The sequence below is a fragment of the Ramlibacter sp. MMS24-I3-19 genome, from assembly GCF_050320135.1.
In the GTDB taxonomy this organism is placed as follows: Bacteria; Pseudomonadota; Gammaproteobacteria; order Burkholderiales; family Burkholderiaceae_C; genus Ramlibacter.
Window position 1 is genome coordinate 2,355,629 of sequence record NZ_CP190017.1, and the last position, 25,677, is coordinate 2,381,305.

23 protein-coding genes and 1 pseudogene are annotated in these 25,677 nt (G+C 70.8%); 14 read left to right on the top strand and 10 right to left on the bottom strand.

Going from position 1 to position 25,677, the window contains the following annotated elements; translation table 11 throughout:
- Nucleotides 1-17 precede the first annotated feature (17 nt).
- The 11 genes from ACPWT1_RS11790 (at nt 18) to ACPWT1_RS11840 (ending at nt 11,489) form a co-directional block, all read left to right on the top strand.
- Entirely contained in the window at nt 18-1,646 is a 1,629-nt protein-coding gene (locus ACPWT1_RS11790) for a protein kinase domain-containing protein (protein ID WP_427911375.1), read from the top strand.
- A gap of 1 nt (nt 1,647) precedes the next feature.
- Nucleotides 1,648-2,511, top strand: a complete 864-nt coding sequence (locus ACPWT1_RS11795) for a response regulator (RefSeq protein ID WP_427911376.1) — start codon at nt 1,648-1,650, stop codon at nt 2,509-2,511.
- Entirely contained in the window at nt 2,508-2,873 is a 366-nt protein-coding gene (locus ACPWT1_RS11800; RefSeq protein ID WP_427911377.1) for a response regulator, read from the top strand. Before ACPWT1_RS11795 ends, ACPWT1_RS11800 begins: the two co-directional genes overlap by 4 nt.
- A gap of 12 nt (nt 2,874-2,885) precedes the next feature.
- Nucleotides 2,886-5,018: a chemotaxis protein CheA gene (locus tag ACPWT1_RS11805; protein ID WP_427911378.1), complete on the top strand. Its 2,133-nt coding sequence runs from the start codon at nt 2,886-2,888 to the stop codon at nt 5,016-5,018.
- Between the two features lie 17 nt (nt 5,019-5,035).
- Nucleotides 5,036-5,557: a chemotaxis protein CheW gene (locus ACPWT1_RS11810; protein ID WP_427911379.1), complete on the top strand. Its 522-nt coding sequence runs from the start codon at nt 5,036-5,038 to the stop codon at nt 5,555-5,557.
- Entirely contained in the window at nt 5,554-6,354 is an 801-nt protein-coding gene (locus ACPWT1_RS11815; protein WP_427911380.1) for a serine/threonine-protein kinase, read from the top strand. Before ACPWT1_RS11810 ends, ACPWT1_RS11815 begins: the two co-directional genes overlap by 4 nt.
- On the top strand, nt 6,351-7,172 hold the full coding sequence (locus ACPWT1_RS11820) for a CheR family methyltransferase (protein ID WP_427911381.1): 822 nt from the start codon (nt 6,351-6,353) through the stop codon (nt 7,170-7,172). The genes ACPWT1_RS11815 and ACPWT1_RS11820 overlap by 4 nt, the downstream gene beginning before the upstream one ends.
- On the top strand, nt 7,169-7,777 hold the full coding sequence (cheD, locus tag ACPWT1_RS11825; RefSeq protein WP_427911382.1) for a chemoreceptor glutamine deamidase CheD: 609 nt from the start codon (nt 7,169-7,171) through the stop codon (nt 7,775-7,777). The genes ACPWT1_RS11820 and cheD overlap by 4 nt, the downstream gene beginning before the upstream one ends.
- Nucleotides 7,774-8,820, top strand: a complete 1,047-nt coding sequence (locus ACPWT1_RS11830) for a protein-glutamate methylesterase/protein-glutamine glutaminase (protein WP_427911383.1) — start codon at nt 7,774-7,776, stop codon at nt 8,818-8,820. Before cheD ends, ACPWT1_RS11830 begins: the two co-directional genes overlap by 4 nt.
- Nucleotides 8,821-8,900: 80 nt before the next feature.
- Nucleotides 8,901-10,025, top strand: a complete 1,125-nt coding sequence (locus tag ACPWT1_RS11835; RefSeq protein ID WP_427911384.1) for an alpha/beta hydrolase — start codon at nt 8,901-8,903, stop codon at nt 10,023-10,025.
- Between the two features lie 24 nt (nt 10,026-10,049).
- On the top strand, nt 10,050-11,489 hold the full coding sequence (locus ACPWT1_RS11840) for an MmgE/PrpD family protein (RefSeq protein ID WP_427911385.1): 1,440 nt from the start codon (nt 10,050-10,052) through the stop codon (nt 11,487-11,489).
- 16 nt (nt 11,490-11,505) lie between these two features.
- Here the strand turns inward: ACPWT1_RS11840 and ACPWT1_RS11845 are convergent, their stop codons facing one another.
- Nucleotides 11,506-13,086: a cation:proton antiporter gene (locus ACPWT1_RS11845; RefSeq protein ID WP_427911386.1), complete on the bottom strand. Its 1,581-nt coding sequence runs from the start codon at nt 13,084-13,086 to the stop codon at nt 11,506-11,508.
- A 22-nt stretch (nt 13,087-13,108) separates the two neighbouring features.
- The gene (locus ACPWT1_RS11850; RefSeq protein ID WP_427911387.1) at nt 13,109-14,467 is read right to left on the bottom strand and encodes a M20/M25/M40 family metallo-hydrolase; all 1,359 of its coding nucleotides are present in this window, start codon (nt 14,465-14,467) and stop codon (nt 13,109-13,111) included.
- Nucleotides 14,468-14,590: 123 nt separating this feature from the next.
- On the opposite strand from ACPWT1_RS11850, the gene ACPWT1_RS11855 reads away from it, so the two are divergent.
- Together ACPWT1_RS11855 and ACPWT1_RS11860 are read left to right on the top strand one after the other, a co-directional pair.
- A complete protein-coding gene (locus ACPWT1_RS11855) occupies nt 14,591-15,727 on the top strand; it encodes a flavin-containing monooxygenase (protein ID WP_427911388.1) in 1,137 nt (378 codons plus the stop codon).
- A 258-nt stretch (nt 15,728-15,985) separates the two neighbouring features.
- Nucleotides 15,986-16,969 carry a hypothetical protein gene (locus ACPWT1_RS11860; protein WP_427911389.1) on the top strand — a complete coding sequence of 328 codons (984 nt, stop codon included), beginning with the start codon at nt 15,986-15,988 and terminating at the stop codon, nt 16,967-16,969.
- Here the strand turns inward: ACPWT1_RS11860 and ACPWT1_RS11865 are convergent.
- Together ACPWT1_RS11865 and ACPWT1_RS11870 are read right to left on the bottom strand one after the other, a co-directional pair.
- On the bottom strand, nt 16,956-18,200 hold the full coding sequence (locus ACPWT1_RS11865; protein ID WP_427911390.1) for an alpha-hydroxy acid oxidase: 1,245 nt from the start codon (nt 18,198-18,200) through the stop codon (nt 16,956-16,958). The two genes, ACPWT1_RS11860 and ACPWT1_RS11865, sit on opposite strands and share 14 nt — an antisense overlap.
- A gap of 7 nt (nt 18,201-18,207) precedes the next feature.
- Entirely contained in the window at nt 18,208-19,182 is a 975-nt protein-coding gene (locus ACPWT1_RS11870) for a Bug family tripartite tricarboxylate transporter substrate binding protein (protein ID WP_427911391.1), read from the bottom strand.
- A 111-nt stretch (nt 19,183-19,293) separates the two neighbouring features.
- Here ACPWT1_RS11870 and ACPWT1_RS11875 point away from each other — a divergent pair, with 111 nt between their 5' ends.
- On the top strand, nt 19,294-20,094 hold the full coding sequence (locus ACPWT1_RS11875) for an IclR family transcriptional regulator (RefSeq protein WP_427911392.1): 801 nt from the start codon (nt 19,294-19,296) through the stop codon (nt 20,092-20,094).
- Nucleotides 20,095-20,113: 19 nt separating this feature from the next.
- Here the strand turns inward: ACPWT1_RS11875 and ACPWT1_RS11880 are convergent.
- From ACPWT1_RS11880 to ACPWT1_RS11905, 6 genes and pseudogenes are all read right to left on the bottom strand, one after another.
- Nucleotides 20,114-21,041 (bottom strand): annotated as a pseudogene (locus ACPWT1_RS11880) (SMP-30/gluconolactonase/LRE family protein).
- Nucleotides 21,042-21,066: 25 nt separating this feature from the next.
- Nucleotides 21,067-21,948, bottom strand: a complete 882-nt coding sequence (locus ACPWT1_RS11885) for an amidohydrolase family protein (RefSeq protein WP_427911393.1) — start codon at nt 21,946-21,948, stop codon at nt 21,067-21,069.
- Between the two features lie 14 nt (nt 21,949-21,962).
- Nucleotides 21,963-22,934 (bottom strand): Bug family tripartite tricarboxylate transporter substrate binding protein, encoded by a 972-nt coding sequence (locus ACPWT1_RS11890; protein WP_427911394.1) that lies wholly within the window; start codon nt 22,932-22,934, stop codon nt 21,963-21,965.
- A gap of 74 nt (nt 22,935-23,008) precedes the next feature.
- Nucleotides 23,009-24,007: a tripartite tricarboxylate transporter substrate binding protein gene (locus ACPWT1_RS11895; protein WP_427911395.1), complete on the bottom strand. Its 999-nt coding sequence runs from the start codon at nt 24,005-24,007 to the stop codon at nt 23,009-23,011.
- A 44-nt stretch (nt 24,008-24,051) separates the two neighbouring features.
- Nucleotides 24,052-24,990, bottom strand: coding sequence for an NAD(P)-dependent oxidoreductase (locus ACPWT1_RS11900; RefSeq protein ID WP_427911396.1), 939 nt, complete (start codon nt 24,988-24,990; stop codon nt 24,052-24,054).
- Entirely contained in the window at nt 24,987-25,667 is a 681-nt protein-coding gene (locus ACPWT1_RS11905) for an RraA family protein (protein ID WP_427911397.1), read from the bottom strand. Before ACPWT1_RS11905 ends, ACPWT1_RS11900 begins: the two co-directional genes overlap by 4 nt.
- Between the last annotated feature and the right edge of the window lie 10 nt (nt 25,668-25,677).

Below are 25,677 nucleotides of genomic sequence, written 5' to 3' on the forward strand. Positions count from 1 at the left end.
CGCAGGACCGCGACCGCATGACGCCGCATGACATGGAAGTCGACGGGCAGTCGGCCTACGAGCCGACCGAAGCCATGTCGCTTGACGAGCTGTTCGGCCATTCGTCCTCCCAGGGTGATGACGCAGCGACCCCGCAGGCTCCGGCGCCTGCCGTGGCCACCTTCATGTACGCCCAGGTCTACGAGCTCGCGGGCATCTGCGACCTGCTGAGCGGCAGCGCGGCCTCCAACCTGGTGGCCGAAGTGCGGCGCGTGCTCGCAGCGTCGGCGGTGCGCCTGCGCGGCGAGATCGCCCAGCGCCGGGCCGATGCGATCCTGTGCGTGTTCACCGATCCGCCGGACGAGCCGCCCACGCACGCCCAGCGCGGACTGCACGCGGCCATCGCCACCGTGCAGCAGATCGCCGAGCTGGCTCTCGCCGTTGACGCCAAGCTGAAGGACACGCCGCATCCGGCCCTGGCGGTGTCCATCGGCGTGCACCTCGGCGCCGGCGAGGTCACGCGCCGCAATGGCAACAGCAACGGCAACGGCGACCGCATGGTGCGCGCCACCGGCGAAGGGCTGGAGATCGCGCGCGTGCTGGAGAAGGTCGGCTCCGATTTGCGCTGGAGCATCGTGACCTCGGGCGCCACCCGCATCGCGGCCGGCCAGCGCGTGACGCACGGCGCGGCCGGCAGCCTGGAACTGCCGGATGGCACGTTCCTCGATTTCACCGAAGTCACGGGCCTGGTGCCGCGCCCCGGATCGACCACGCCGCCGAACTACTTCGAGGAACTGCGCGACGTGATCGCGCGCAACCAGCGCACCCTGCCTGGCTGGGTGCCCGGCTCGATGCAGGCCACGCAGTTCCTGGTCGAGGGCTACCGCCTGCTGCGCAAGCTGGGCGAGGGCAGCAACGCGTCCGTGTACCTGGCGCAGCCCGATGGCGGCGGCCCCGCGCACGTGCTGAAGGTGCTGCGGCTGGAAGGTCCCGATGGCGAATCGAACCTGCAGCGCTTCATGCAGGAGTACGCGCTGCTGGCCAGCATCGAGCATCCCAACGTGGCGCGCTTCTACCACCAGGGCTTCTCGGTCGGTGCGGCCTACATCGCGATGGAACATTTCCCGTGCGGCGAGCTGCGCAGCCTGCTGGGGCGCCGCCTGGACCCCTACGTGGCGCTGTACTACCTGCGCCAGATCGCCAGCGGCCTGGAGGCCGTGCATGCGGCCGGCATCGTGCACCGCGACCTGAAGCCCGAGAACGTGCTGGTGCGCAACGACGGCATCGTGGCCCTGTCGGACTTCGGCATCGCCAAGCACACCGGCATGCTGCTCACCGACACCGGCGCTGGCGACGTGGTCGGAACGCCGTACTACCTGAGCCCGGAGCAGGCCACCGGCGGCCGCGTCGACGGTCGGGCCGACCTCTACAGCCTCGGGGTCATGTTCTTCGAGATGCTGGCGGGCGAGAAGCCCTACCACGCGTCATCGGCGCGCGAGCTGCTGCGCAAGCACGTGGAGGACCCGGTGCCGTCGCTGCCCGCGGGGCTGCAGTGGTGCGAGCCGCTGCTGGCGAGGTTGATGGCCAAGGATCCGCAGGACCGCTTCGAGTCGGCCGGCCAGCTGCTGGACGAACTGGAATCGGTGGTGAGTGGGACGAAGGACTGACATGCTGGAATCGAGTGAACACCACTACGTGGACGTGATCGGCTTCAACGAAGTCGAGCGCGCGATGTTGAACAGCGTCTTCACGCTGGCTGCCCGGCGCAGCCCCGGGTTCTCGCAGCACCAGCCGGGCGCGTCGATGGCCGCCACGGGACCCACCGTGTACCTGGTCGATGCCGACCAGCCGGCGGCGCTGGCCGAGTTCCAGGTCCTGCACAGGCGCACGCCGCTTCCGGCCCTGCTGGTGGGAAGCAGTGCGCACGGCACCGGCCTTCCGGTGTTCGCGCGCCCGCTGCAATGGGCACGGCTGCTGCAGGCGCTGGACGAAGTGGTCGAGGACGGCACGGGCGTGACGCGGCTGGCCGCATCGAACGTTGGCACCCTTCGCGCCACCCGTCCCGGCTCGTCGCCCACGGTCGCCAGGAGCGGAGCGGGCCGGGCCGGCCCCGAGTCGCTGCCCGCACGCCGGCCCGGCAAGGAATCCGTGCTCGTGGTCGACGACAACGCCACGGTGCGCTCGTTCATGCAGGCCAAGCTCGCGCCGTTCGGGTTCGGTGTCGATTTCGCCGAGACGGGCGAGGCGGCGATCGGCCTGTCGGGCCAGAACGACTACACCTGCGTGTTCCTCGACGTCGTGCTGCCGGGCGTCGACGGCTACCAGGTCTGCAAGATGATCAAGTCGAACAAGCAGGCGATCACCAAGACCGCCGTCGTCATGCTGACCAGCCGCAGTTCGACCTTCGACAAGCTGCGCGGCTCGCTGGCCGGCTGCGACGAGTACCTCACCAAGCCGCTGGAGGAAGACCGCCTGCTGGAGGTGATCGCCAAGTTCCTTCCGAGCAGCCGCCGCAAGGAGGCCCGCAAATGAGCGGCCGCTCCATCCTCGTCGTCGACGACACCCGCAGCATGCGGATGATGGTCGCCAACGTGCTGACGGCCGCGGGCTACGACGTCAGCGAGGCCGGCGACGGCGCGCAGGCGCTGGCCCTCGCGCAGCAGCGGCAGTTCGACCTGGTGGTCACCGACCACAACATGCCCGAGATGGATGGCGTGACGCTCGTGCGCGCGCTGCGGCAGCTGCCCGACTACGACGGCGTCGCATTGCTGGTGCTGTCCACCGAGGCCGATGCGGCGCTCAAGCAGCGCGGCCGCGAAGCCGGCGCCACCGGCTGGATGGTCAAGCCGTTCGATCCCCAGCGCATGCTCGACATCGTCGGCAAGTTCATCTGAGAAGGACCCGCCGTGCAGCAGAACGACAACGGGTTCGGCAACCTCGATGCCTACCGATCGATCTTCTTCGAGGAGGCGCAGGAGCACCTGGCCAACATCGAGGCCCACCTGCTGCGGCTGCAGCCTGGCGATGCGGGCACGCCGTGGACCTCGGAGCTGAATGCCATCTTCCGCGCGGTCCACAGCGTCAAGGGCAGTGCCGCGATGCTGGGCTTCGAGGACATGGCGGCGCTGACGCACCTGCAGGAGAACCTGCTCGACATCCTGCGCAAGGACGAGCGGCCGCTGGCTGTCGGTGACGTCGAAGCGCTGCTTCGCGCCGGCGATGCGGTCGGCGCGATGGGGCACCGGCATCGGGCGGGCGGCGCTGGCGAGCCGACCGACAGTTCCGAGGCCGAGCGCCTGCTGCGCGAGCAGATCGCGGTGCCGCGCACCGGCAGCACCGCCGGCAAGTCCGGTCCGGTCACCCGCCGGTTCCAGGTTCACCTCGCGCCACTGGCGGAGCCGATCGAGGAGGCCCAGCTCACGCTGATGCTCGAGGGCCTGCAATCCATGGGGCGTGTCGACGATCCGCAGGTCGACAACGTCGTGGGCGGCAGCGTGGCCTTCCAGGTCGAACTCGAAGGCACCAAGGTCGACCTCGAGAACGTGCTGGCGCTGCTGGTCGATCCGTCGCTGATCGCGATCGAGCAGGCCATGCCGGCGGTCGTCGCACCCACGGTTGCAGTTCCCGCGTCGGTGCCGGCCGCTCACGCGAACGACGACGAGTTGTTCGTCTCGCCCGAGCTGCTGAAGCAGGGCAGGGCCGCCCGCGCCAGCGAACCCGCGGCGCCGGCGCAGCCCGAGGACGAACTGTTCGTGTCACCCGAGGCGTTCAAGGCCGCGCGCCGCCAGGCACCGACGACAGCGATGCCTCCCGCACCTGCGCCGCGCGCGCCCGAAGCGCCTTCGCTGCCGGTGGCGACCGACACCTCGTACATCCGCGTGGCCACCGAGAAGATCGACCTGCTGGTGAACCTGGTGGGCGAGCTGGTGATCACCGAAGCCATGCTGGCCCGCAGCGGGGCCGACGGCACGGGCGGCGTCGGCGGAGGCACGGGCCTCGCGGACCTCTCGCGGCACACGCGCAACCTGCAGGACGCGGTGCTCGCCATCCGCATGCTGCCGATCTCCAACGTGTTCTCGCGCTATCCGCGCATGGTCCACGAGCTGGCCGGCCGCCTGGGCAAGAAGGTCGAGATCGCCTTCGACGGCGAGGGCACCGAACTCGATCGCGGCCTGATCGAGCGCATCTCCGATCCGCTGGCGCACCTGGTGCGCAATGCCATCGACCACGGCATCGAGACGCCCGACGAGCGCGTGCGGGCCGGCAAGCCGGCTGCCGGCAGCCTGCGCCTGCATGCCACGCAGCGCGGCGGCAGCGTCGTGATCGAAGTCAGCGACGACGGCCGCGGCCTCGACCGCGAGCGCATCCTGGCCAAGGCCGCGCAGATGGGCATTGCCGTGCCGCACGACGTCTCCGACGAGCAGGTCTGGGAGCTGGTCTTCACGCCCGGCTTCTCCACCGCCACCGAAGTGACGGATGTCTCGGGCCGCGGCGTCGGCATGGACGTGGTCCGCCGCAACATCCAGTCCATGGGTGGCATGGTGCACCTGGCCTCCGCGCGCGGCTGGGGCACCACCGTCACGGTGAGCGTGCCGCTCACGCTCGCCATCATCGAGGCCATGACGATCGCCATCGGCGGCTCCAATTACGTGCTGCCGATGTCCTCGGTGATGGAGTCGCTGAGCATCGAGCCGCAGGACATCCGCAGCCTGCCCGGCGGCGCCGAGACGCTGTGCCTGCGCGGCGACTACCTGCCCGTGCTGCGGCTCGATCGCCTGTTCCCGCCGCGCGAGCCCGTCGAATCGCCGGCCGGCGTCGCCGTGATCGTGGAATCCGAGGGCAGCCACGTCGCGCTGCTGGTGGACGAACTGGTCGGCCAGCAGCAGGTCGTGGTCAAGAGCCTCGAAGCCAACTTCCGCCGCGTGCCCGGCCTGTCCGGCGCCACGGTGATGAGCGATGGGCGCGTGTCGTTCATCCTCGACGTGAACCACATCGTGCGGCTGTGCGCGCCGCAGGAACCCAGCCTCTCCAGATCTTGACCGTCCAGGAACCCGCCATGCAGCCCCATCTCTCCCACCGTTCGTTCGGCGCACGCGAGCAGCGCGAGCAGGACGAGGACACGCAGCGCGAATTCCTCACCTTCCGGCTCGGCGCCGAGAGCTTCGGCATCGACATCCTGAAGGTGCAGGAAATCCGCGGCTGGGACGAGCCGACGCCGATCCCGAATGCGCCGGCCTTCATCAAGGGCGTGATCAACCTGCGCGGCGTCATCGTGCCGGTGCTGGACCTGCGGATGAAGTTCAACCTGCCGCAGGCCGAGTACAACCGGTTCACCGTCGTCATCATCCTCAACGTCGCCTCGCGCGTCGTCGGCGTCGTCGTCGATGCCGTGTCCGACGTCCTGTCGCTGGACAACGAAGCGATCCGCAAGGCGCCCGAGTTCGCCTCGGCCGCCTTCGACACCCGCTACATCACCGGCCTCGCCACCATCGACGAGAAGATGCTGGTGCTGGTGGACATCGAGAAGCTGATGACCGCGTCCGACATGGCCCTGGTGGACGCGACCGCCCTCCAATGACCTTCGCCCGCGCCGGTGCGGTGGACGCGGCGGCCAACCCGCTGCAAGTCGCGGCCGTCGCCACCATCGGCGGCTACGCGCTGTGGGACGTGCTGGCGCGCGGACGGCGCTCGGTGGTCTACCGGGCGTCGCGGCGCGGTGCCGACGTGGCGCTGAAGGTCTCGCCCGGTGCCGACTTTGCGCAGGAGCACTGGCTGCTCGGGCAACTGGCCGGCGACCACGTGGTCCAGGCCTGGGACCACGGACAGTCGCGCGGACGCGGCTGGCTTGCCCTGGAACTGGCGCCAGGCGGCTCGCTGGCCAAGGCGCGGCCGCAGCCGCTGGACCTGGCGATGGTGCGGCACCGGCTCGCCGATGCGGCCCGGGCGCTGGCGCACGTGCACGGGCGGGGCTGGGTGCATCGCGACATCAAGCCGGCCAACCTGCTGCTGCGCGCGGACGGGCGCCTCCTGCTTGCCGACTTCGGCGCGGCCTGCGCGCAGGGCACGTCGGCCCCACGCTGCCATGCCGTCGGCACGCCGCTGTATGCCTGTCCCGAGCTGTCCGATGCCGCGCCGGTCACCCCCGCGATGGACATCTATGCGCTCGGCGCGGTGCTGCACGAGTGGCTGACGGGCCGGCCGCCCTTCAGGGGCACGACCGCGGCCGAGCAGCTGGCCCAGCACCTCGTCGCGCCGGTGCCGGTGCTGCCGGGTGCGCTGTCGCAGTGGCAGCCGATGCTGGACGCCATGCTGCACAAGGATCCCGCGCAGCGGCCCGCCAACGGTTTCGCGGTGCTGCACCGGATGCCGTCGTGACGCCGTTTCCCCTCGCGCACGACGCCCAGCTGGACGACGCCGGCTTCGAGCTGGCGGCGCGGATGATCCGCGAGTACGCCGGCATCAAGCTCAGCCCGCACAAGCGCGTGATGGTGCACAACCGGCTCTCGCGCGAGGTGCGCGTGCGCAAGCTGCGCGGCTTCGCCGAGTACCTGGCGCTGGTGCAGTCCGATGCCCCCGGCGAGCGCGAAGCCTTCATCAACGCGCTGACCACGAACCTCACGTCCTTCTTCCGCGAGCCGCACCACTTCGCGCTGCTGCGCCAGCGCATGCAGGCGCGGGCCGCCACGTCCACGCCGTTCCGCGTCTGGTGCAGCGCCTGTTCGACGGGCGAGGAGGCCTGGTCGCTCGCGATCACGTTGCGCGAGGCGGGCGGCGCGGCGCAGGTGCTGGCCACCGACATCGACACCGAAGCGCTCGCCGCCGCGCAGGCCGGCGTCTACCGCATGGAACGGGCCGCGGCCATGCCGCCGCAGCAGCTGCGCGACCATTTCCTGCGCGGCACCGGCGACAACGCGGGCTGGATCAGCGTGCGGCCGGAGCTGCGCAGCCTGGTCACCTTCCGGGCGCTGAACCTGCAGGCGCCCTCGTGGCCCGACCTGGGCACCTTCGACGCGATCTTCTGCCGCAACGTCGTCATCTATTTCGACCGCGCGACGCAGGCGCGCCTCATCGACCGTTTCGCGCAGCGGCTGCGGCCGGGCGGCCTGCTCGCCGTCGGCCATGCCGAGTGCTTCCCGGCCGGCCACCAGCGGTTCCGCTCCTGCGGCCGCACGGCCTACGAGCTGGTGCCGTGAGCACCGCGCGCGTTCCCGCCAGCTACTTCGACCACGAGTTCCAGGTCGAGGCCGTGAAGCTGCTGCCCGGCGACTGGCACGCGAGCAGGGGCCCGGGCTCGATCACCACGGTGCTCGGCTCCTGCGTGTCGACCTGCCTGTGGGACCCGGTCGAGCGCATCGGCGGCATGAACCACTTCATGCTGCCCGGCGACACCGCGGCGACCGCGGACCCGTCTGCGGTGTCGGGCCGCCTGGGCGTGTATGCGATGGAGCTGCTGATCAACGACATGCTGCGCCTCGGCGCCGACCGCCGCCGTCTCGTGGCCAAGGTGTTCGGCGGTGCGCGCGTGCTGCGCGTGTTCGAGACCCTGGACGTGGGCGCGCTCAACAGCCGGTTCGTGATGGAGTTCCTGCGTGAGGAGAACATCGCCGTCCTCGGCCAGGACCTGCTCGGCGAGAGCCCGCGCAAGCTGCACTTCTTCCCTGACACCGGCAAGGTGCAGATGCGCCGCCTGCAGGTGCTGGCCGTCGACGCCGCCGACCAGGAGCGCGCGTACGCAGCGCGTCTGGCCCGCGAGCAGGGCCGCGGCGGCGACGTCGAGCTGTTCGAGTCGCGCCCATGATCAAGGTTCTGGTGATCGACGACTCCGCGGTGATGCGCGGCTTCCTCGGGCGCGTGGTGGGCGCACAGCCGGACATGGAACTGCTCGGCGTCGCGTCCGATCCGCTGTTTGCCATCGACCGCATCCGTCGCGCGCCGCCGGACGTGATTACGCTCGACGTCGAGATGCCGCGCATGAACGGCCTCGACTTCCTGCGCAAGCTGATGGCCTTGCGGCCGATCCCCGTCGTCATGGTGTCGTCACTCACGCGCGAAGGTGCCGATGCCACGGTGCGCGCGCTCGAACTGGGCGCGGTGGACTTCTTCCCCAAACCGTCGTCGTTCGAGGCGCTGGACGCCGTCGGCGCCGAGATCGCGGAGAAGATCCGCACCGCCTCGCAGGCGAGGGTGGGGCGGCGCACCTGGGCGATGGGGGAGCCAGACCTGGTTCCGGTGCCGGCGAGCGCCGCGCTGGCTCCTGCGAGCGCTGGCGGCATCGTCGCCATCGGCGCCTCCACGGGCGGCGTGGAGGCCCTGCGCCGCATCCTGCCCCGGCTGCCGATCGCCATGCCGCCGATCGTGGTCGCGCAGCACATGCTGCCCGGCTTCACCCAGAGTTTCGCCACGCGGCTGGACGCGCTGTGCGCGCTGCGCGTGCAGGAGGCGCGGGACGACCAGCCGGCGCAGCCCGGCCACGCCTACATCGCGCCCGGAGGACGCCACCTGGTGGTCGTGCGGCGTGGCGACGGCTATCGCTTGCGCATCACCGACGACGCGCCGGTGAATCGCCACCGTCCTTCGGTCGAGACGCTGTTCAAGTCGGTCGGCGAAGCCGCGGGCGCTGCCGCCACCGCGCTCATGCTCACCGGCATGGGCGCCGACGGCGCGAGCGCGATGCTGGCGATGCGCCGGCGCGGCGCGACCACGCTGGCCCAGGACGAAGCCAGCAGCGTCGTGTTCGGCATGCCGCGCCAGGCGATCGCGCTGGGCGGCGTGCAGGAGGTGCTGCCGCTGGACGGGATCGCGGCACGCCTGCAGGCCCTGTGCCTGCGCGCGGCGGGCTGAACCCGCGGGAATACCCTGCATCGGGCTCGCGGGCTGGCCCAACCACAATGCCTCGTCCGCAACGAACGAGGAGACCCTGGATGCTTCCCGCCCGTATCGTCCTGCTGTGCACTGCGCTGCTGTCCGCCTGCGCCACCCACGGCCCGACGGCCAGCAGGCCGGATGGCCTGGTGCGCACCGACCACGTGGTCGAGGCGCCGTCCGAGGCGCCCGGCCTGCGCGGATCGACCACGCGGCTGTACGTGCGCGAGGTGTCGCTGCCCGGCGATGCGGCGCGTCCAGTGGTGCTGTTCGTGCATGGCGCGGGCACGCCCGCCGAAGTGTCCTTCGACGTGCCCTACGCCGACTACAGCTGGATGGGCCACCTGGCCCGCGCCGGCTATGACGTGTTCTCGGTCGACATGACGGGCTACGGCCGGTCCGCCCGGCCGCCGGCGATGCAGGACGCCTGCAACTTCCCGAAGGCGCAGCAGAAGAACTTCGTCCCCTCCGTGATCCCGGCCGCGTGCCCGCCTTCGGCACCGACCGCGATCACCACCATGTCATCGGACTGGCAGGACATCGACGCCACGGTGAATCATCTGCTCCGCCTGCGCGGCGTCCGCACGGTCGATATCGTGGGTTGGTCACAGGGCGGGCCGCGGTCGGTCGGTTATGCGTTGCGGCACCCGGAGAAGGTCGGCCGGCTGGTGGTGCTGGCGCCGGCCTACACGCGCGACTCGGCCGACGCGCCGCCGCCCGCGCTGCCGGCCATCGATGGCTCGATGAACGCGCAGTCCAAGGCGGACTTCACCGCCAACTGGGACCGCCAGGTCGGCTGCCCCGCGCAGTACGAGCCCGCGGCGAGCGAGGCCATCTGGGCCGACATGCTGGCCTCCGATCCGGTCGGGGCGAAGTGGGGGCCTGGCGTGCGCCGCGCGCCGAGCGTGCCGACGTGGGGCTTCAACAAGGCAACGGTGGCCGCGCTGCGCACGCCGGTGCTGATGGTGGCCGGCGAGCACGACAAGCAGGTCGCGCCGCAGCGCGTGCATGACTTCTACCAGGACGCGGGCACGCCGCAGAAGGTCCTGGTCGACCTGGCCTGCTCGTCGCACAACGCCATGTGGGAGCGCAACCATCGGGTGCTGTTCGACACCTCGCTCGAGTGGCTCAGGAGCGGCACGGTGAAAGGGCAATCCAGCGGCACCATGCGCCTGGGCGACTGACCCGGCGCTGCGAAAGGAGCGACGGTGACGATCACGAGACGAGTGTTCGCGGGCGCGATGCTCGCGCCAGCCGTGCCGCTGGTGTGGGCCGAGGGGCGCAAGGAGCCCGGACCGGTGATGCAGCGCCTGTCGACGTACATGGCCGAAGCCGCCAGCCGGCCGCTGCCCGACTCGGTGGTCCTGCAGACGAAGTACCACATCCTCGACACGCTCGGGGCGATCGTGTCCGGCTCGAAGCTCGCGCCCGGCGCGGCGGCCCTCGCCTATGCACGCACGCATGCCGGCGGCGGCCGCGCGACGGTGGCCGTGTCGCGCCTCACCTGCGCGGCGGCCGACGCGGCGCTGGCCAACGGCGTGATGGCGCATTCGGACGAGACCGACGATTCGCACAATGCGTCGCGCTCGCATCCGGGCTGCTCGGTGGTGCCGGCGGCGCTGGCCACGGCGGAACAGCTGGGGGCCGATGGCCAACACCTGCTGCGCGCCGTGGCGCTGGGCTACGACATCGGCACGCGCGTCGTGCTGGCCATGGGCGGTGCCGAGTTCAGCTACTCCAGCAGCCTGGCCACCCACAGCATCGCCGGCAACTTCGGCGCCGCCGCGGCGGCCGGTTGCATCGCACGCCTGGACGCGCGGCAGATGCGCTGGCTGCTGGACTATGCGTCGCAGCAGTCGTCCGGCATCGTCGCCTGGCGGCGCGACACCGACCACATCGAGAAGGCCTTCGTCTTCGCCGGCATGCCCGCGCGCAACGGCGTCACCTCGGCGCTGCTGGTGCAGGCGGGCTGGAACGGCGTCGACGACGTGTTCTCCGGCGCCGACAACTTCTTCCAGGCCTACGCGCCCCAGGGCAAGCCGGAGCGCGCTATCGAGCAGCTCGGCGAGCGCTTCGAGATCGCGCAGACCGACATCAAGAAGTGGACCGTGGGCTCGCCGATCCAGGCGCCGCTGGATGCCATCGAGCTGATTCAGGCGCGCCGGCCGTTCAGGCCCGAGGACGTGCGACGCGTCACCGTGCGTGTCGCGCCGTCGGTGGGGGCGGTGGTGGACAACCGTGACATGCCAGACATCTCGCTGCAGCACATGGTGGCGGTGATGCTGCTGGACGGCACGGCGTCGTTCCATGCCGCCCACGACAAGCCGCGCATGGCCGACCCGGCCGTGCAGCGCGAGCGCGCCAAGGTGCAGCTTGCCCCGGACGAGGAGCTGGCGAAGCTGCTGCCGGTGCGCGTGACCGTGGTCGAGATCGAGTTCACCGACGGCAGCAAGGCGACCGAGCGGGTGACCGCCGTGCGCGGCACGCCGCGCAACCCGATGTCGCAGCGCGAGGTGGAGGAGAAGGCGCGCGACCTGATTGCGCCGGTTCTGGGCGCGCCGGCGGCCGATCGCCTGCTCGCCACCATCGGCAGGCTCGAGCAAGTGGCGGACGTGCGCGAACTGCGTCCGCTGCTGCAGCAGGCCTGAACCCGCAGCGTCGTCCTCACGGCTCCCCGGAACCGGAGGTGTCGTCCGCATTCGCCGCGCGCAGCGGATCGGACACCTCCATCCAGTCCAGCTCGTTCTCCAGCGTGTGGAACGCGTCGTCGCCGATCTCGCCGCTGTCCCGCAGGGCGATCAGCGTCCGCCGGGCCGAACGCAAGGCCGCGCGGTAGGCGCCTGCGTACGCCGCCATCGGCTGGGAATGGGCCGTCGTCTCGCCACTGAAGGTGAGCCGCACCTTGAAGTCCTTGCGCACCAGGTCGACGGCGGCCGATGCGCCGGCCGGCAGTTGGCCCAGTGCGGCCTCGAGCACGCGCTCGCGGGCCGAGCGCAGTTCCGTCGCGACCGGGTCGCCGTCATGCAAGTCGAGCGCCCGCAGCAGCATCTTCAGCGTGAGGCCCTGGACCAGCAGCGTGCCGAGCACGACCGAGAACGCGGTGAGCACGATCAGGTCGCGCAAGGGAAAGCCGGGCGGCAGGGCGATGGCCGCGGCCAGCGTGACGATGCCCCGCATGCCGGCCCACGAGACCACCAGCCCGCTGCCGACGGTGGGCCGCAGCATCGGCCGCGGCGGATGGAAGCCGAAGCGGCGATCGCGCCAGCGCACCCCCGCATTGAACGTCATCTGCCAGGCGATGCGCACCACGATCACGGTGACGACCACGGCGGCGGCGACCAGCAGGTAGCGGTCGCGCACCGGCGCGGGCAGGTCGGCGACCACGGGCCGCACCTGCAGCCCGATGAAGATGAAGGCGATGATGTTGAGGGCGAAGATCACCGTCGCCCAGACCGCGTTGGTCGGGATGCGGATGCGCGCGGAAATCTCCGCCGGCGCCTTGCGTGCGAGCGTCATGGCGAAGCAGACCGTGGTCAGCACGCCCGACAGGCCCACCTGCTCGGCGAACACCCAGACCGTGAACGTGCCGACGAACTGCAGGATGATGGCCGTCGGCACGTGCTGCACGTGCTTCAGGATCGCGTGCATCAGCCAGCCCAGCGCCGGGCCCGCGACCAGGCTGCCCAGCACGCCGAGCAGGAAGGTGGGAACCACCGCCTGCACCGAGAAGCTGCCCGCGGCGACGGCACCGACGGCCAGGCGGTAGATCAGCAGCGCGCTGGCGTCGTTCAGCAGGCTTTCGCCTTCGAGGATGGTGAGGATGCGATGCGGCGGGTGCAGCGGTCGCATCACCGCCGTCGCGGCCACCGCATCGGGCGGCGCGACGATCGCGCCGAGCGCGATGGCCGCGGGCCACGGCATCTCGGGCACCAGCGTTCGCGCCACGATGGCGACCGCGGCAGTCGTCAGGCCCACCGCCATCACCACCAGCCCGGTGACCGGCGCCCAGTTGTCCCGCAAGTCGCGCAGCGAGGCGTCGAAGGCCGCATCCAGCAGCACCGGCGCGACGAACAGTGCCAGCACCAGCTCGGGCGGAAGGCTCAGGCTGGGCGCGCCGGGCACGAACGCGAGCAGGGCGCCGCCCAGCGCGAGGAACACGGGATAAGGCGCGCCCACGCGCCTCGCGGCCGCGGCCAGCAGGACGGCGGCAGCAAAGAGCGCGAGGACTTCCTCGAGGGCGTGCATGGCGACGCGGGGACCCTGGCGCCTACTTCGTGCGGGCGGGACGCTTCTCCAGCAGCGGCTGGGACACGCCCTGCACCCCGACCAGGCCCAGCACGGTCACCAGCGAGTTCTGCGCGCCCTTCCAGCCATCGGTGACGTCGATCCATTCGCTCATCGCGTGGAAGCCGCCGGTCTTGCCGCCGCCGCCAACGATGATGGCCGGGATGCCGAGCGACATCGGCACGTTGGCGTCCGTGCTGGCGCCCCTCAGCAGCGTCTGGTGGCCGAACGCGGTGTTGGCGCGGATCGCGGCCTGCACGATGGTGGAATCCGCCGGCGTGTTGCCGCCCGGCCGGTCGCCGATCAGGCGCTTCGACACGGTGAGCGTGTTCACGTTCCAGCGCCTGTTCTCCTCGACCACGGCCTCGTCGATCGCGGCCAGGACCTTCTTCTCCGTGTCCAGCAACGGCTGCATCTGGTCGGAGCGGATGTCCACGGCCATCTTCGCGTCGGGTGCGATGGTGTTGACCGACGTGCCGCCGCTCACCGTCCCGACGGTGAAGGTGGTCTTGGGCACCGCCGGGGTCTGGATGTCGGCGATCTTCGCGATCGCGCGGCCCATGCCGTGGATGGCGCTGGGCACCTGGCCGAACGCACCGTAGCTGTGGCCGCCCGGTCCCTTGAACAACACCTCGTAGCGGTGGCTGCCGGTGCCCAGGATCAGGACGCTTCCGTCCGCGGACGGCTCCAGGCCCACCATGCCGTCGATGTCCAGGTGGTCGGCAAAGATCCGCTTCATGCCGCGCAGGTTGCCCAGTTCCTCCTCGCCCACGTTGCCGACGAACAGGATGTCGCCGACGGTCTGGATGTCGTTGTCCTTGAGCACCTTGATCCAGGACAGCAGCACGGACAGGCCGCGCGTGTCGTCGGAGATGCCGGGCGCATGGAGCTTGCCGTCCTTCTCCTTCACCTTCACGTCGGTGCCGGAGGGGAACACGGTGTCCAGGTGCGCGGACACGAGCAGCGTCGGGCCCTGGCCGGTGCCCTTGCGCAGGCCGACCACGTTGCCCTCGCCGTCGATCTTCGCGTTCGGGAGGCCCAGCGCCTTCATGCGCGCAAGGAAGGCCTCGGCCTTCTTCTGCTCCTTGAACGGCGGGGCCTCGATCTCGGTCAGCGCCTTCAGGTCCTCGACCGAGCGCTCATGGTCGGCCTTCACCGCGTCGAGCAGCTTCTTCACCTGCGGCGACGCGAGCAGTTGGGTGTAGGCCTGGTCCACTTCCGGACGCAGCTGCGTGGGCGTGGGCGCGACGGGCGTCTGCGCTTGTGCAAGGCCTGCGCTGCAGGCGGCAGCGACGGCAATGGAAACGAGGGGCAGGAAGCGGGGGGTGGTCTGCGTGCGCATGTGGCTGGGAAGAAGGAAGGGAGCCGCCATTGTGGCGACGGCCGCGCCGCGTGTCTCGCGCGGCATTGATCGATCGCTCCCCCGTCCGTAAGCTGCGGGCCTCCACGGAGGACGAGATCGATGATGGAAACGGAACCGGTGCACGCGCCCGTGCTCGTGATCGGCGCGGGGCCTGCCGGCCTGGCCGTCGCGGGCTGCCTGGCGCAACGAGGCGTGCGCGCCGAAGTCATCGAACGCGGCGAGGCCGTCGGCACCAGCTGGCGCAACCACTACCGTCGCCTGCACCTGCACACGGTCAAGCAGCATTCGGCGCTGCCGCACCTGCCCTTCCCGCGCGAGTTCCCGCGCTACGTGCCGCGCGAGCAGGTGGTGGAGTACCTGGCGCAGTACGCGCGCAGGTTCGACGTGCGGCCTGCGTTCGGCGAGGAAGCGGAGGCGATCACGCGCGTGGACGGAGGCTGGCAGACGCGCTGCCGCAGCGGGCGCACGTTCGTGACCGACGCCGTGGTGATGGCCACCGGCGCCAACCAACGGCCGCAGATGCCGCAGTTCCGCGGGCAAGCAACGTACCGTGGCCGCATCCTGCACAGCGAGGCCTATCGCGACGCGCAGCCCTTCGCCGGCCAGCGCGTGCTGGTGGTGGGCATGGGCAACACGGGCGCCGAGATCGCGCTGGACCTGGCGCAGAACGGCGCTGCGGCCACGCTGTCGGTCCGCTCTCCCGTCAACGTGGTGCGGCGTGACGTGCTGGGCCGGCCGGTGCAGGTGACCTCGATGCTGCTGTCGCGATTGCCGAGCCGCATTGCCGATGCCATCGCACTGAAGTTCCGGCAATGGACGATCGGGGACCTGCGGCCGTACGGGATCGAGATGCCGGCGATCTCGCCGCTGCGCCAGTTGCGCGAGCAGGGCCGCACGCCCGTCATCGACATCGGCACGATCGCCCTCGTGCGCAGCGGCCAGATCGCGGTGCGGCCCGGCATCGAGGCGTTCACCGAAGAGGGCGTTCGGTTCCGCGACGGCAGGCAGGAGCGCTTCGACGCGGTCATCCTGGCGACCGGCTACCACGCGGACGTCGCCGGCCTGTTCCGGCCCGTGCAGGTGCCGGTCGACGACAAGGGACTGCCCATGCGCGTGAGCGGCACTGGCGAACTCGCGGGCGTGTACTTCGTCGGGTACGACATCCGGCAAGCGGGCGGCGTGCTGCGCACCATCGGCCTGCAAGCCCAGTCGGTGGCGAGGCAGATCGCGGCGGCCTGAGACGGGGATCGACGCGCCTCATCCGCCGTTGGTACGGCGCAGCAGGCGAATGTCACCGATGCAAACGTCCGGGGAGGCTGCGGCTTCCGATTCGGATGTGTTGCGCACACCAAAGACTGCATTGCACGCTGCCGTTGTGCAGCGAATCGCAACAGCAGCGTTGTCCTACATGGCACGTCAGCGTCACCGACGAGCCAGGACGTGCATGGGCTGGGACCATGGCTGTGCCCGCGAGCAGTTTCCGCGGGGAGGACAGTCATGCAATCCAGACGAACCAGCACGGGCCGCCAGCGGCTCGCCCTCGTGGCCTTCACGAGCTTGTGGCTGAGCGCTTGCGGCGGTGGCGGAGGAGGCGGCGCAGCCGGTGGCGGAGCGGACCAGGCGGCGGCTGCCACCGGCACCCAGTCGGCCACGGCATCGTCGCCTGCACCATCGCCGTCGACAGGTGCTCCCGCTGTCGCGACCGCACCATCCGCCGCAGGCGGCCCGACCGCGTCGCCGCCCGCGACGCAGACGCAGCCGCCGGCAGGTCCGACCATCACCGTCCAGGGCACGGATGGGCCCGACACGCTCGAGGCGACCAGCCACCCGGCCGTGATGGCGGGCGGCAAGGGCGACGACATCTATGTCGTGACCGATCCTGCGGACGAGGTGATCGAGGAGGCCGACGGCGGGGTCGATGAGATCCGCACGAGCGTCGGCTACACCTTGCCCGCCAACGTCGAGAACATGAGCGTGTCCACGTCCAGCCTCCTCGGCGGCGGCAACGCGCTGGTCGGCAATGCGCTGGACAACAGGATCACCGGGGCGGCGTTCACCAAGGCCGACATCTACGGCATGGAGGGCGACGACATCCTCGATGCGGGCGGCCGCTATGGCGCCTACCTCGATGGCGGGCCGGGCAACGACACCCTGATCAACAACATCGGCGAATCCCGCGGCGGCCCCGGAGCGGACACGTTCGTGGTGCGCGCGCGCGGCGCGATGACGGCACCGGACGTGCCCTTGACGATCCTGGACTTCACCCCGGCGGAGGGAGACCGCATCGACGGCAGCTTCCTGGGAGGCGGTGACCCGGCAACGCTGTTCGCGACCGGGAACCTGCAGTTCGACGCCGCCAATCACCGCCTGGTCTACACGCGCAACCCCGCGGCCTTCGCGACCACGCCCACCGCCGTCGACCAGATCATCCTGCTGCCCGGCGTGACCTCGTTCGACCCGGCCTGGATCATCCGGCGCTGAACGAAGGCGCGAGATCGCGCAACTGGGCGCGGTCCAGCTCGGAGACCGAGGTCAGGCCCAGGAGCCCGAGGTCGCGCTGCACCTCGTCGGCAAGGATGCGGATGGCGTGGCTCACGCCGGCCTCGCCGGCGACGGCCGCTGCATAGCCGAAGGGCCGCCCGACGAACACGAACTTCGCGCCCAGCGCCAGGGCCTTCAGGACATCGGTCCCGCGCCGGAAGCCGCTGTCGATCATCACGGGGAAGTCCGGCCCGACCGACCGGACCACCTCGGGCAGCACCCGCAGCGGCGACACCGTTCCGTCGAGCTGCCGTCCTCCGTGGTTGGAGACGATCACGCCGTCCACGCCCATGTCGCGGGCAGTGCGCGCGTCTTCGTGGTTCATGATCCCCTTGACCACCAGGGTCCGCTTCCAGCGGCGCCGGATGAGGGCCAGGTGGCCCCAGTCCAGGTGGTCCTTGGCGCCGAAGTCCCGCACCGCCCGGGACGACAGGATCGGGGCGCCACGGGTGGCCGACGAGTTCTCGAAGTGCGGCATCCCGTGGGCGACGAGCGTGCGCAGGAAGGTGCCGATCGTCCAGCGCGGATGGGTGATGCCCTCCCACGCGAGCCGCACGCCGGGCTTCAGCGGCGTGGAGAACCCGGCGCGGACGTTGTTTTCGCGATTGGCCAGCACCGCCGTGTCCACGGTCAGCACGAGTGTCTGCACACCCGCGCGGTCCACGCGATCGACCAGCGCCTCGATCTTGGCTGTTTCGCCGGGCAGGTATGCCTGGAACCAGGTCTGTGGCGCGGCGGCGATCACGTCCTCCAGCGGGATGAGCGAGGAGCCGCTCATGATCATCGGCACGTCCGCGGCGGCCGCCGCCCGGGCCAGCACCAGGTCGCCGCGATAGGCACTCAGCGCGCTGATGCCCATGGGCGCGATGCCGAACGGCGATGCGTAGCGGCGCCCGAGCAGGTCGACGGCCTGGCTTCGGCCCGAGACGTTGCGCAGCACGCGCGTGACAAAGCCGAACTCGGAGAACACGCTGCGGTTGTCGCGCAGCGACGCGGTGTCTTCCGCGCCGCCGGAGATGTACGCGTAGAGGGGCTTCGGCAGGTGCCGCCGCGCGGCGGTCTCGAAATCCTGCAGCGACAGGTACTTCCGCAGCGCGGGCGGCGCAGGTGGCCGGGCTCCCGGTGCACGGGGCGCGGCGTCTAGCGGCGCCGCGGAGGAAGGCAGGGTCATGGCGGACTCAGTGCAGCTGGATGCGTGCGTCGCGGATCACCTTGTCCCAGACGGATCGTTCCCTGCGCACGATGTCGGCGAGCTCCGCAGAGTCCGCCAGCGCGATGTCGACGCCCTGCTCGTCGAACCGCGTGGCCACGCCCTTGTCCGCGGACGCCTGCTTCATCGCGGCGTAGATCCGGGCGATCACCGGCGCCGGCGTTCCCGCCGGGGCGAAGAGGCCGTTCCAGCTCTTGTAGCCGAAGCCGGGAACGGTGCCCGAGATGAGCGGGATCCCCCTGAGCGGCGTTGCGGCGCTCGCGGCCGTCAGGCCGATCGCCCGGATCGCGCCGCTCTGGACCATGCCGGTGAACGAGGGCATGGTGCCGAACATGCCGTGGATCTGGCCCGAGACCAGGTCCGTGAGGGCCTGCGAAGCGCCGCGATAGGGGACGTGCCGGATGTCCACCTGCGCGGCACGCGCGAAGAGTTCGGTGCCCAGGTGCGCCAGGCCACCCACGCCGGCGGAGCCGAAATTGAGTTCGCCGGGATGTGCCTTGGCGTAGGCGATCAGGTCCGCCAGAGACCTGAAGGGCATCTTCGACGTGACCACCAGCACGTGCGGCGCCGTCGCGATCATCCCGACCGGCGTGAGCTGGCTCAGGATGTCGACACGGTTCTTCTCCAACAGCGGTTGCGCCGTGATGTTCCCCGAGGCCGCGAACAGCAGCGTGTAGCCGTCGGCGCGTGCGCGCGCCACGGTGTTCAGTGCCGGCACGCCGGCGCCGCCGCCGAGGTTGTCGATCACGAACGACTGTCCCAGCTGCGTGCCCATCGCCTTGGCGAGATCGCGCCCGAGGACGTCCGTCGCGCCGCCCGCGGCGAACGGAACCACCATGCGGATCGGCGCGGAAGGGAAGGCGTCCTGGGCCCTGGCGCCGAACGCGGCGAGGGCAGCGGTGGAGGCGAGGAAGGTGCGCCGGCTGGCCAGCATGCGGGTCATCGGGAATGTCTCCGTGGCAATCGAGGGTCGGCATCATCGGGAGAAGGCCCGGGTCCCCGCAACGCGTTACGCCATGCGTAACGGGCCGGTCTGCTCCGCTACGATCCACGGATGCCGCGGCAATCCACCGGGTCGGAACCGGCCGTGCTCAAACGGCTTCTGACGGCCGAACCCTCCACCAAGGCAGCGGCGACGACGCCGCGCGAGACCGTGAATGCGGTCGTGCGTGCGCTGTCCATCCTCACCGCGTTCGAAGGCGACGAGCTCTACCTGCCGCTGGCCGAACTGGCGCGCCGCACCGGCATGCACAAGCCGACGGTGCTGCGGCTCGCACGCACCCTGGGTGCTGCGCGGTTCCTCGTCGGGCGCGACGACGGCGCATGGCGGCTCGGGTCGGCGGCGGGATGGATCGGATCCCGCTACCAGGCGCAGTTCGATCTCGATGCGGCCATCGAGCCCATCCTGCGCCAGCTGAGCGCAGCGACGGGCGAACGGGCGTCCTTCTACGTGTTCGAGGGCAACCTGCGCAGCTGCCTGATGCGGTGCGAGGGCGCCGCAGGCCTGCAGAGCCACATCCGCACGGGAGAGGTGTTTCCGCTGGACCGCGGCTCCGCCGGCCGCGTCATCCTGGCCGCGCTCGGCGAGCCCGGCGACGTGAACGAACGGATCCGCCGCCGCGGGTTCCACATCACGAGGGGCGAGCGCAACCTCGACGTGGCGAGCGTCTCCGCCGCGGTGCGCGGCCGCCATGGCACCGTGCTCGGCTCGGTCTGCACGTCCGGACCGGTGGAGCGCCTGACGGCGGCGGTGCTGCGCCGTCACGCGCCCGACACGGTGCTCGCGGCCAGGCGATTGGGCGAGGCCCTGGGCGCGATGCCGTCGACAGCGCTGCGCGCGTCATGGCATCCCTGACCGCAAGCGCGGTGCTGGTTCACGCCGGCTTCGCCGCTCCCCTGGGCAGCAGCTGGCCGGCGACATCCATCGTCGCCATGAGCACTTCGCCGTGCGTGGAGTCGGTGCAGTACAGCGTCCTGCGGTCCGCGCCGCCGAAGACGAGGTTCGTCACCGAGGCGCCCCGCGGCCCCTTCAGCACGACCTCCGGTTCGCCGAAGCGGTTCAGCACCCACACGTAGCCCAGGCCGGGATTGGCGACCAGCAGGCGGCCTTGCTCGTCCATCGCCAGGCCGTCCGGCCCGCTCGGTCCGTACGACGTGAAGAACTGGCCGGCCTGGACACGCTGCCGTCCTTGAGCAGGGGCATGCGCCAGACGCAGTTGCCGCGCGTGACGGCCACGAACAGGAAGCGCTCGTCGGGCGAGAGGACGATGCCGTCGGGCTGGGCACGTTGGACAGCAGCATGTCCAGGTGGCCGTCGGTGCCGAGCCGGTAGACCCGGCCGGTCGGGTCGTGCAGCCCGGTCTGGCCCTGGTCCGTGAAGTACAGGTTGCCGCGGCTGTCGAACACCAGGTCGTTCACGCCCTTGAAGCGCTCGCTGTTGCGCCGCTCGAGGAACGGGCTCACCCGGCCGCTGGCGACGTCCAGCGCCATCAGTCCGTTCCTGTAGTCGGTGATCAGCAGCGTGGCGTCGTCCAGGAACTTCATCCCGTTCGGCTCGCCGTCGTACTCGGTCACCAGCGTCCATTGGCCGGCGGCATCGATGCGGAACACGCGGCCGAACGGAATGTCCGTGACGTACAGGTTGCCCTGCCGATCGACCACGGGCCCTTCGAGGAAGGAGTCGGTGGCGATGCCGCCGCGGTTGGCGTCGGCCCACACGCTCTTCGTGCGCGTGCGGAAGTGCCCGGGCAGGGAAGTGAAGCGCGAGAGCTCGCGCACTTGTGGTGGCTGCAGGAGGAACATGGCGGGATCCGGAACGGCGGTGGACTCAGGCGAATCCGTAAAGCTGGCTGGGGTTGTCGACCAGCACGCGGCGCAGCGTCTCGTCGGTGCCGCACCAGGCGAGCAGCACGTCCACCAGGTCGGCGTCGTCGACCGAGCCGGGCCGCTCGGTGGTGTGCGGCCAGTCGCTGCCCCACACGAGCCGCTCGGGCGCGTGGCGCACCAGCGCTTCGCCCAGCGGGAAGGTGTCGCGGTAGCCCGGCGCGCCGTCGCGCGAACGCATGTAGATGCCCGAGAGCTTGACCCAGGTGCGCCCGCGATCGAGCAGTTGCCGCACGACATGCAAGGCGGCACCGGACGCTCCATCGGCCGGATCGATGCGCGCGAGGTGGTCGATGACCAGCGGCGTCGGCAGCACGGCGAGCAGCGGCGCCATGGCGACCAGCTGCTCGGGATGCGCGAACACCTGGATGTGCCACCCCAGCGGTTCGGCCTTGCGGGCCAGCGTCTCCAGCATGGCCGGCGTGGTGACGCCCCAGGACTGCGGCGAGACGAAGTTCACCCGCAGTCCGCGCACGCCGAGGGAGGCCAGGCGTTCGAGTTCCGCGCGAGACACGTCCGCATCGACCACCGCCACGCCGCGTCCGCTGTCGCCCATCTGGCCCAGGGCATCGAGGGTGCAGGCGTTGTCCGTGCCGTACGTGGACGGCGTGACGACGACCGTGCGCTGCGTCCCGATCCGATCCTGCAGCCGCCGGTAGGTGGCGACGTCCGCCTCCGGCGGCTTGCGCGGCCAGTGCGGCGACGGGGCGAACCGCGGGTCGAAGATGTGCATGTGGGCGTCGCACGCGCCCGCAGGCAGGGCACGGCGCGGCCGCCGGGTGCCCGCCGAATGGGGCACGGGTTCGGCAAGGGACGCGGGTGCCATGTCCGATCCGGCGATCAGTCCAGCTTGATGTTGCCCTTGCGCACCACCTCGCCCCACTTCGCATCTTCTTTCTTCAGGTAGTCGGCGAACTCCGCGGGCGTCGAGCCGACCGCCTGGGCGCCCACGTCGTCGAAGCGCTTCTTCACCTCGGGGTCCTGCAGCGATTCGGCGACGGCCTTCTGCAGTCTGCCCGCGACCTCGGGTGGCGTGCCGGCCGGAACGAACACGCCGTTCCATTCGTACACCTCGTAGCCGGGGATCACCGTCTCGGCAACCGTGGGCACGTTGGGCAGGCGCGGCGAGCGCCTGGGCGAGGAGATCGCCAGCGCGCGCAGCTTGCCGGAGTCCACCAGCGGCGACGAGGCGGCCACCGTGCTGAACATGAAGTCGACCTGGCCGCCCATCACGTCGGTGATGGCGGGGCCGCCGCTCTTGTACGGCACGTGCACCATGTCCAGGTTCAGCTTCTGGCGGAACAGCTCGGAGGCCAGGCGCTGCACGGTGCCGCTGCCGCCGGAGGCGAAGTTGACCTTGCCCGGCTGCGCCTTCGCCTTGGCGATCAGGTCCTTCACGTCCTTGTAGGACGAGTCGGCCTTCACGATCAGGATGTTGGGGGCCAGCGAGACCAGCGACAGCGGCTGCAGCGCGTTGGCCGCGTACGGCATCTTCGGGAACAGGTGCGGGTTGATGGAGTACGGCGTGGCGTCGTACAGCACCGTGTAGCCATCGGGCTGGGCCTTGGCCACGTAGGCCGCGCCGATCGTGCCGCTGGCACCGGCGCGGTTGTCGACGATCACGCTGGTGCCCAGCCTGGGCCCCATCTTCGCGGCCAGCACGCGGGCGAGCGCGTCGGCCGCGCCGCCGGGCGCATACGGGACCACGATGGTGACGGGCCGGTCGGGCCAGGCTGCGTGGGCGAGCGAGGCGGCGGCGAGGGCGCAGGCAGCGACCAGGCTGCGGCGCGTGCGGGAGAAGGAGGGCTTCATGGAGTGCTTCTGTTTCATTGGCGGACTTGCGGGTGGCGCGCGACGCGTGCTTGCATGATCACGATCGACGGCCCTCAATCGGCATGGATTCCACTGGACTTGACGACCTTCGCCCACTTGGCCGTCTCGGCCTGGATGAACCGCTGGAAGTCCGCGCTGCTCGAGCCGACGGCCTGCACGCCGAGCTCGGCCAGCCGCTTCTGCAGCTCCGCCGATTCGAGGGCGGCGCGCGTTTCCTTCTCCAGCCTGGCGAGGACCGGGGCCGGCGTGCCGGTCGGCGCGAAGAGCCCGTTCCATTCGTAGGCCTCGAAGCCCGGCACGCCGCTCTCGGCCACCGTGGGCACCTGCGGCCAGTCGGCGGATCGCTTCGCGGAGGTGATCGCCAGTGCACGCAGCTTTCCGGCCTTCACGAACGCGCCGGATGCGGAGGTGGCACTGAACATCAGGTCCACGGTGCCGCTCACCACGTCGGTGAGGGCCGGTGCGCCGCCACGGTACGGGATGTGGGTGATGGACACCTTCGCGCCCTGTTTGAACAGCTCGCCCGCGAGGTGCTGCGCGCCTCCGTTGCCGGCCGAGGCGAAGCTGAGCTTTCCGGGCGCGGCCCGTGCCATGCGCAGGAGGTCGGCGGTCGACTGCGCGGGCGACTTCGCCGGCACCACGAGCAGCATCGGCACGCGCGTGACCTGCGAGACCGGAACGAAGTCCTTCGCCGCGTCGTACGGCAGCTTGGGATAGAGGCTCGGATTGACCGTGAACGCGGTCGCATCGAGCAGCAGCGTGTAGCCGTCGGCCGGTGCCTTGGCCACGACGGCGGCGCCGATGGTGCCTCCCGCGCCGGGGCGGTTGTCGATCAGGACGGGCTGGCCGAGGCGCTCGGACAGCTGGGTGCCCAGCAAGCGCGCCGTGCTGTCAGCGTTGCCGCCGGCGGGGTAGGGCACGACCAGCTTGATCGGCCGGTCGGGCCACGAGCCCTGGGCGTTCAGCGCGGGCAGCGCGGCCAACCCGAGCCCCACCGTCACGAGCGCTGCGCGCAGGACGCCGCGGCGGGCGCCACCATGTCGTTGTTCCATCTTGTCTCCTGCATTCTTCTGCCGGGGGCGGGGCCCCGGATGGCTCACGCGTGCGCGGCAGCGACTCCCTGGCCCAGCACGGCCAGCACGTTCTTCGCCGCACCCACGCCCATGTTCACATAGGCGTCGCTGGTGACGCCGCCGATGTGGGGGCTGAGCACGAGGTGCGGCTCGCCCTGGAACGGATGGCCCGCCGCCATGGGTTCGACCGCGAAGCTGTCCAGGCCCGCGCTGGCGACCTGGCCCGAGCGCAGCGCCTCGAGCAGGGCCGCCTCGTCGACCAGCCCGCCGCGTGCCGTGTTCACGACGATCACGCCGCGCTTGCACTTCCGCAGCGTTGCCGCCCCGAGCATGCCGCGGTTGTCGTCGGTCAGCGGGCAGTGCAGCGAAATCGCGTCGGACTCGCGCCAGATCGTTTCGAGGTCCACCACCCGGATGGAGTCCGGCAGGTTCTTCGCGAACGGGTCGAAGCCGATGACCTTCATGCCCATGGCGTCGCACATGCGCGCGAAGCGTTGGCCGATCGCGCCCAGGCCCACCAGGCCGATGGTGCGGCCATGCAGCTCCAGGCTCTTGTGGGTGGCCTTGTCCCAGTGGCCCGCGTGCATGCGCTGATTGAGGTGCACCACGGACTTGGCGCAGGCCAGCAGCAGCGCCAGCGCCTGCTCGGCGACCGCCGCGGCGTTGGCACCCACGGCCGCGCGCACCTCGATGCCACGCGCCTTGGCCGCTTCCTTGTCGATGGTGTCCGTGCCGCTGCCGTGCTTGGAGATCACGCGCAGCGAAGGCGCGGCGTCCATCACGGTGGCACCGACCTTGCCGTAGCGCACGATGATCGCGACCGGGTCGTGCCGCTTGCACAGCGCGACGAGATCCTCTTCCTGCGGCGTCTTGCCCGCATAGACGACCTCGAAGTCCTGCAGCAGCTGCAGCGCCTCGGGCGCCAGGTCGGCGCCCGTGACGATGATGGCGCGCCTGCTCACAGGCTTTCCCCTTCCTTCAGCACGCCGGCGGTGCGCAGCGCGGGGAGCAGCCACGAAGCGGCGGTGTTGCCCTTCTTGATCCCGGCGATGCGCGCGGTCTCGTCTTCGACCTTCTTGCGCGCCAGCGGCAGCAGGGCGGCCACGCGCTCGCGTTCACCCACGAAGACGCCGTCGGCATCGGCCACGACGAGGTCGCCCGAGCGGACGTTGACGCCGCCGCAGGTGATGGGATGGCCGATGCGGCCGGGGACGTTCTTGGTCGGGCCGTTGGGGTTGGTGCCGACGGAGAAGACGGGGAAGTCCATCTCGTCGATCTCGAGGCTGTCGCGCACCGCGCCGTCGATCACCACGCCGGCGATGCCCAGCTGCTTGCACGCCGTCATCATGATGGTGCCCATGAGGGCCGCGGTCTGGTCGCCCTTGCCGTCGATGACCAGCACGTCGCCGGGCTTCGCGAGCGCCATGGCGGCGTGGATCATCAGGTTGTCGCCGGGGCGCACTTCCACGGTGAGGGCCGGGCCGGCCAGCTTCATGCGCGGGCGCAGGGCCGCGATGCGGCCATGCAGCGCGCCGCGGCGGCCGTTCACGTCGGCCAGGATGGCGGCCTGGTACTCGGCGGCCTGGCGCACCAGGTCGGGGGAGACGCGTTCGAAGTCGCGCAGGATGTCGGTGGTCATGGGATGCCTT

Bases quoted from the DNA above. Each gene is read 5' to 3' on its own strand.
- ACPWT1_RS11800 (WP_427911377.1), top strand. From the start codon at position 2,508: ATGAGCGGCCGCTCCATCCTCGTCGTCGACGACACCCGCAGCATGCGG.
- ACPWT1_RS11810 (WP_427911379.1), top strand. From the start codon at position 5,036: ATGCAGCCCCATCTCTCCCACCGTTCGTTCGGCGCACGCGAGCAGCGC.
- ACPWT1_RS11890 (WP_427911394.1), bottom strand. From the start codon at position 22,934: ATGAAGCCCTCCTTCTCCCGCACGCGCCGCAGCCTGGTCGCTGCCTGC.
- ACPWT1_RS11875 (WP_427911392.1), top strand. From the start codon at position 19,294: ATGCCGCGGCAATCCACCGGGTCGGAACCGGCCGTGCTCAAACGGCTT.
- ACPWT1_RS11790 (WP_427911375.1), top strand. From the start codon at position 18: ATGACGCCGCATGACATGGAAGTCGACGGGCAGTCGGCCTACGAGCCG.
- ACPWT1_RS11865 (WP_427911390.1), bottom strand. From the start codon at position 18,200: ATGACCCTGCCTTCCTCCGCGGCGCCGCTAGACGCCGCGCCCCGTGCA.
- ACPWT1_RS11870 (WP_427911391.1), bottom strand. From the start codon at position 19,182: ATGACCCGCATGCTGGCCAGCCGGCGCACCTTCCTCGCCTCCACCGCT.
- ACPWT1_RS11855 (WP_427911388.1), top strand. From the start codon at position 14,591: ATGGAAACGGAACCGGTGCACGCGCCCGTGCTCGTGATCGGCGCGGGG.
- ACPWT1_RS11905 (WP_427911397.1), bottom strand. From the start codon at position 25,667: ATGACCACCGACATCCTGCGCGACTTCGAACGCGTCTCCCCCGACCTG.
- ACPWT1_RS11830 (WP_427911383.1), top strand. From the start codon at position 7,774: ATGATCAAGGTTCTGGTGATCGACGACTCCGCGGTGATGCGCGGCTTC.
- ACPWT1_RS11845 (WP_427911386.1), bottom strand. From the start codon at position 13,086: ATGCACGCCCTCGAGGAAGTCCTCGCGCTCTTTGCTGCCGCCGTCCTG.
- ACPWT1_RS11885 (WP_427911393.1), bottom strand. From the start codon at position 21,948: ATGGCACCCGCGTCCCTTGCCGAACCCGTGCCCCATTCGGCGGGCACC.
- ACPWT1_RS11860 (WP_427911389.1), top strand. From the start codon at position 15,986: ATGCAATCCAGACGAACCAGCACGGGCCGCCAGCGGCTCGCCCTCGTG.
- ACPWT1_RS11835 (WP_427911384.1), top strand. From the start codon at position 8,901: ATGCTTCCCGCCCGTATCGTCCTGCTGTGCACTGCGCTGCTGTCCGCC.
- ACPWT1_RS11795 (WP_427911376.1), top strand. From the start codon at position 1,648: ATGCTGGAATCGAGTGAACACCACTACGTGGACGTGATCGGCTTCAAC.
- ACPWT1_RS11895 (WP_427911395.1), bottom strand. From the start codon at position 24,007: ATGGAACAACGACATGGTGGCGCCCGCCGCGGCGTCCTGCGCGCAGCG.
- ACPWT1_RS11850 (WP_427911387.1), bottom strand. From the start codon at position 14,467: ATGCGCACGCAGACCACCCCCCGCTTCCTGCCCCTCGTTTCCATTGCC.
- ACPWT1_RS11815 (WP_427911380.1), top strand. From the start codon at position 5,554: ATGACCTTCGCCCGCGCCGGTGCGGTGGACGCGGCGGCCAACCCGCTG.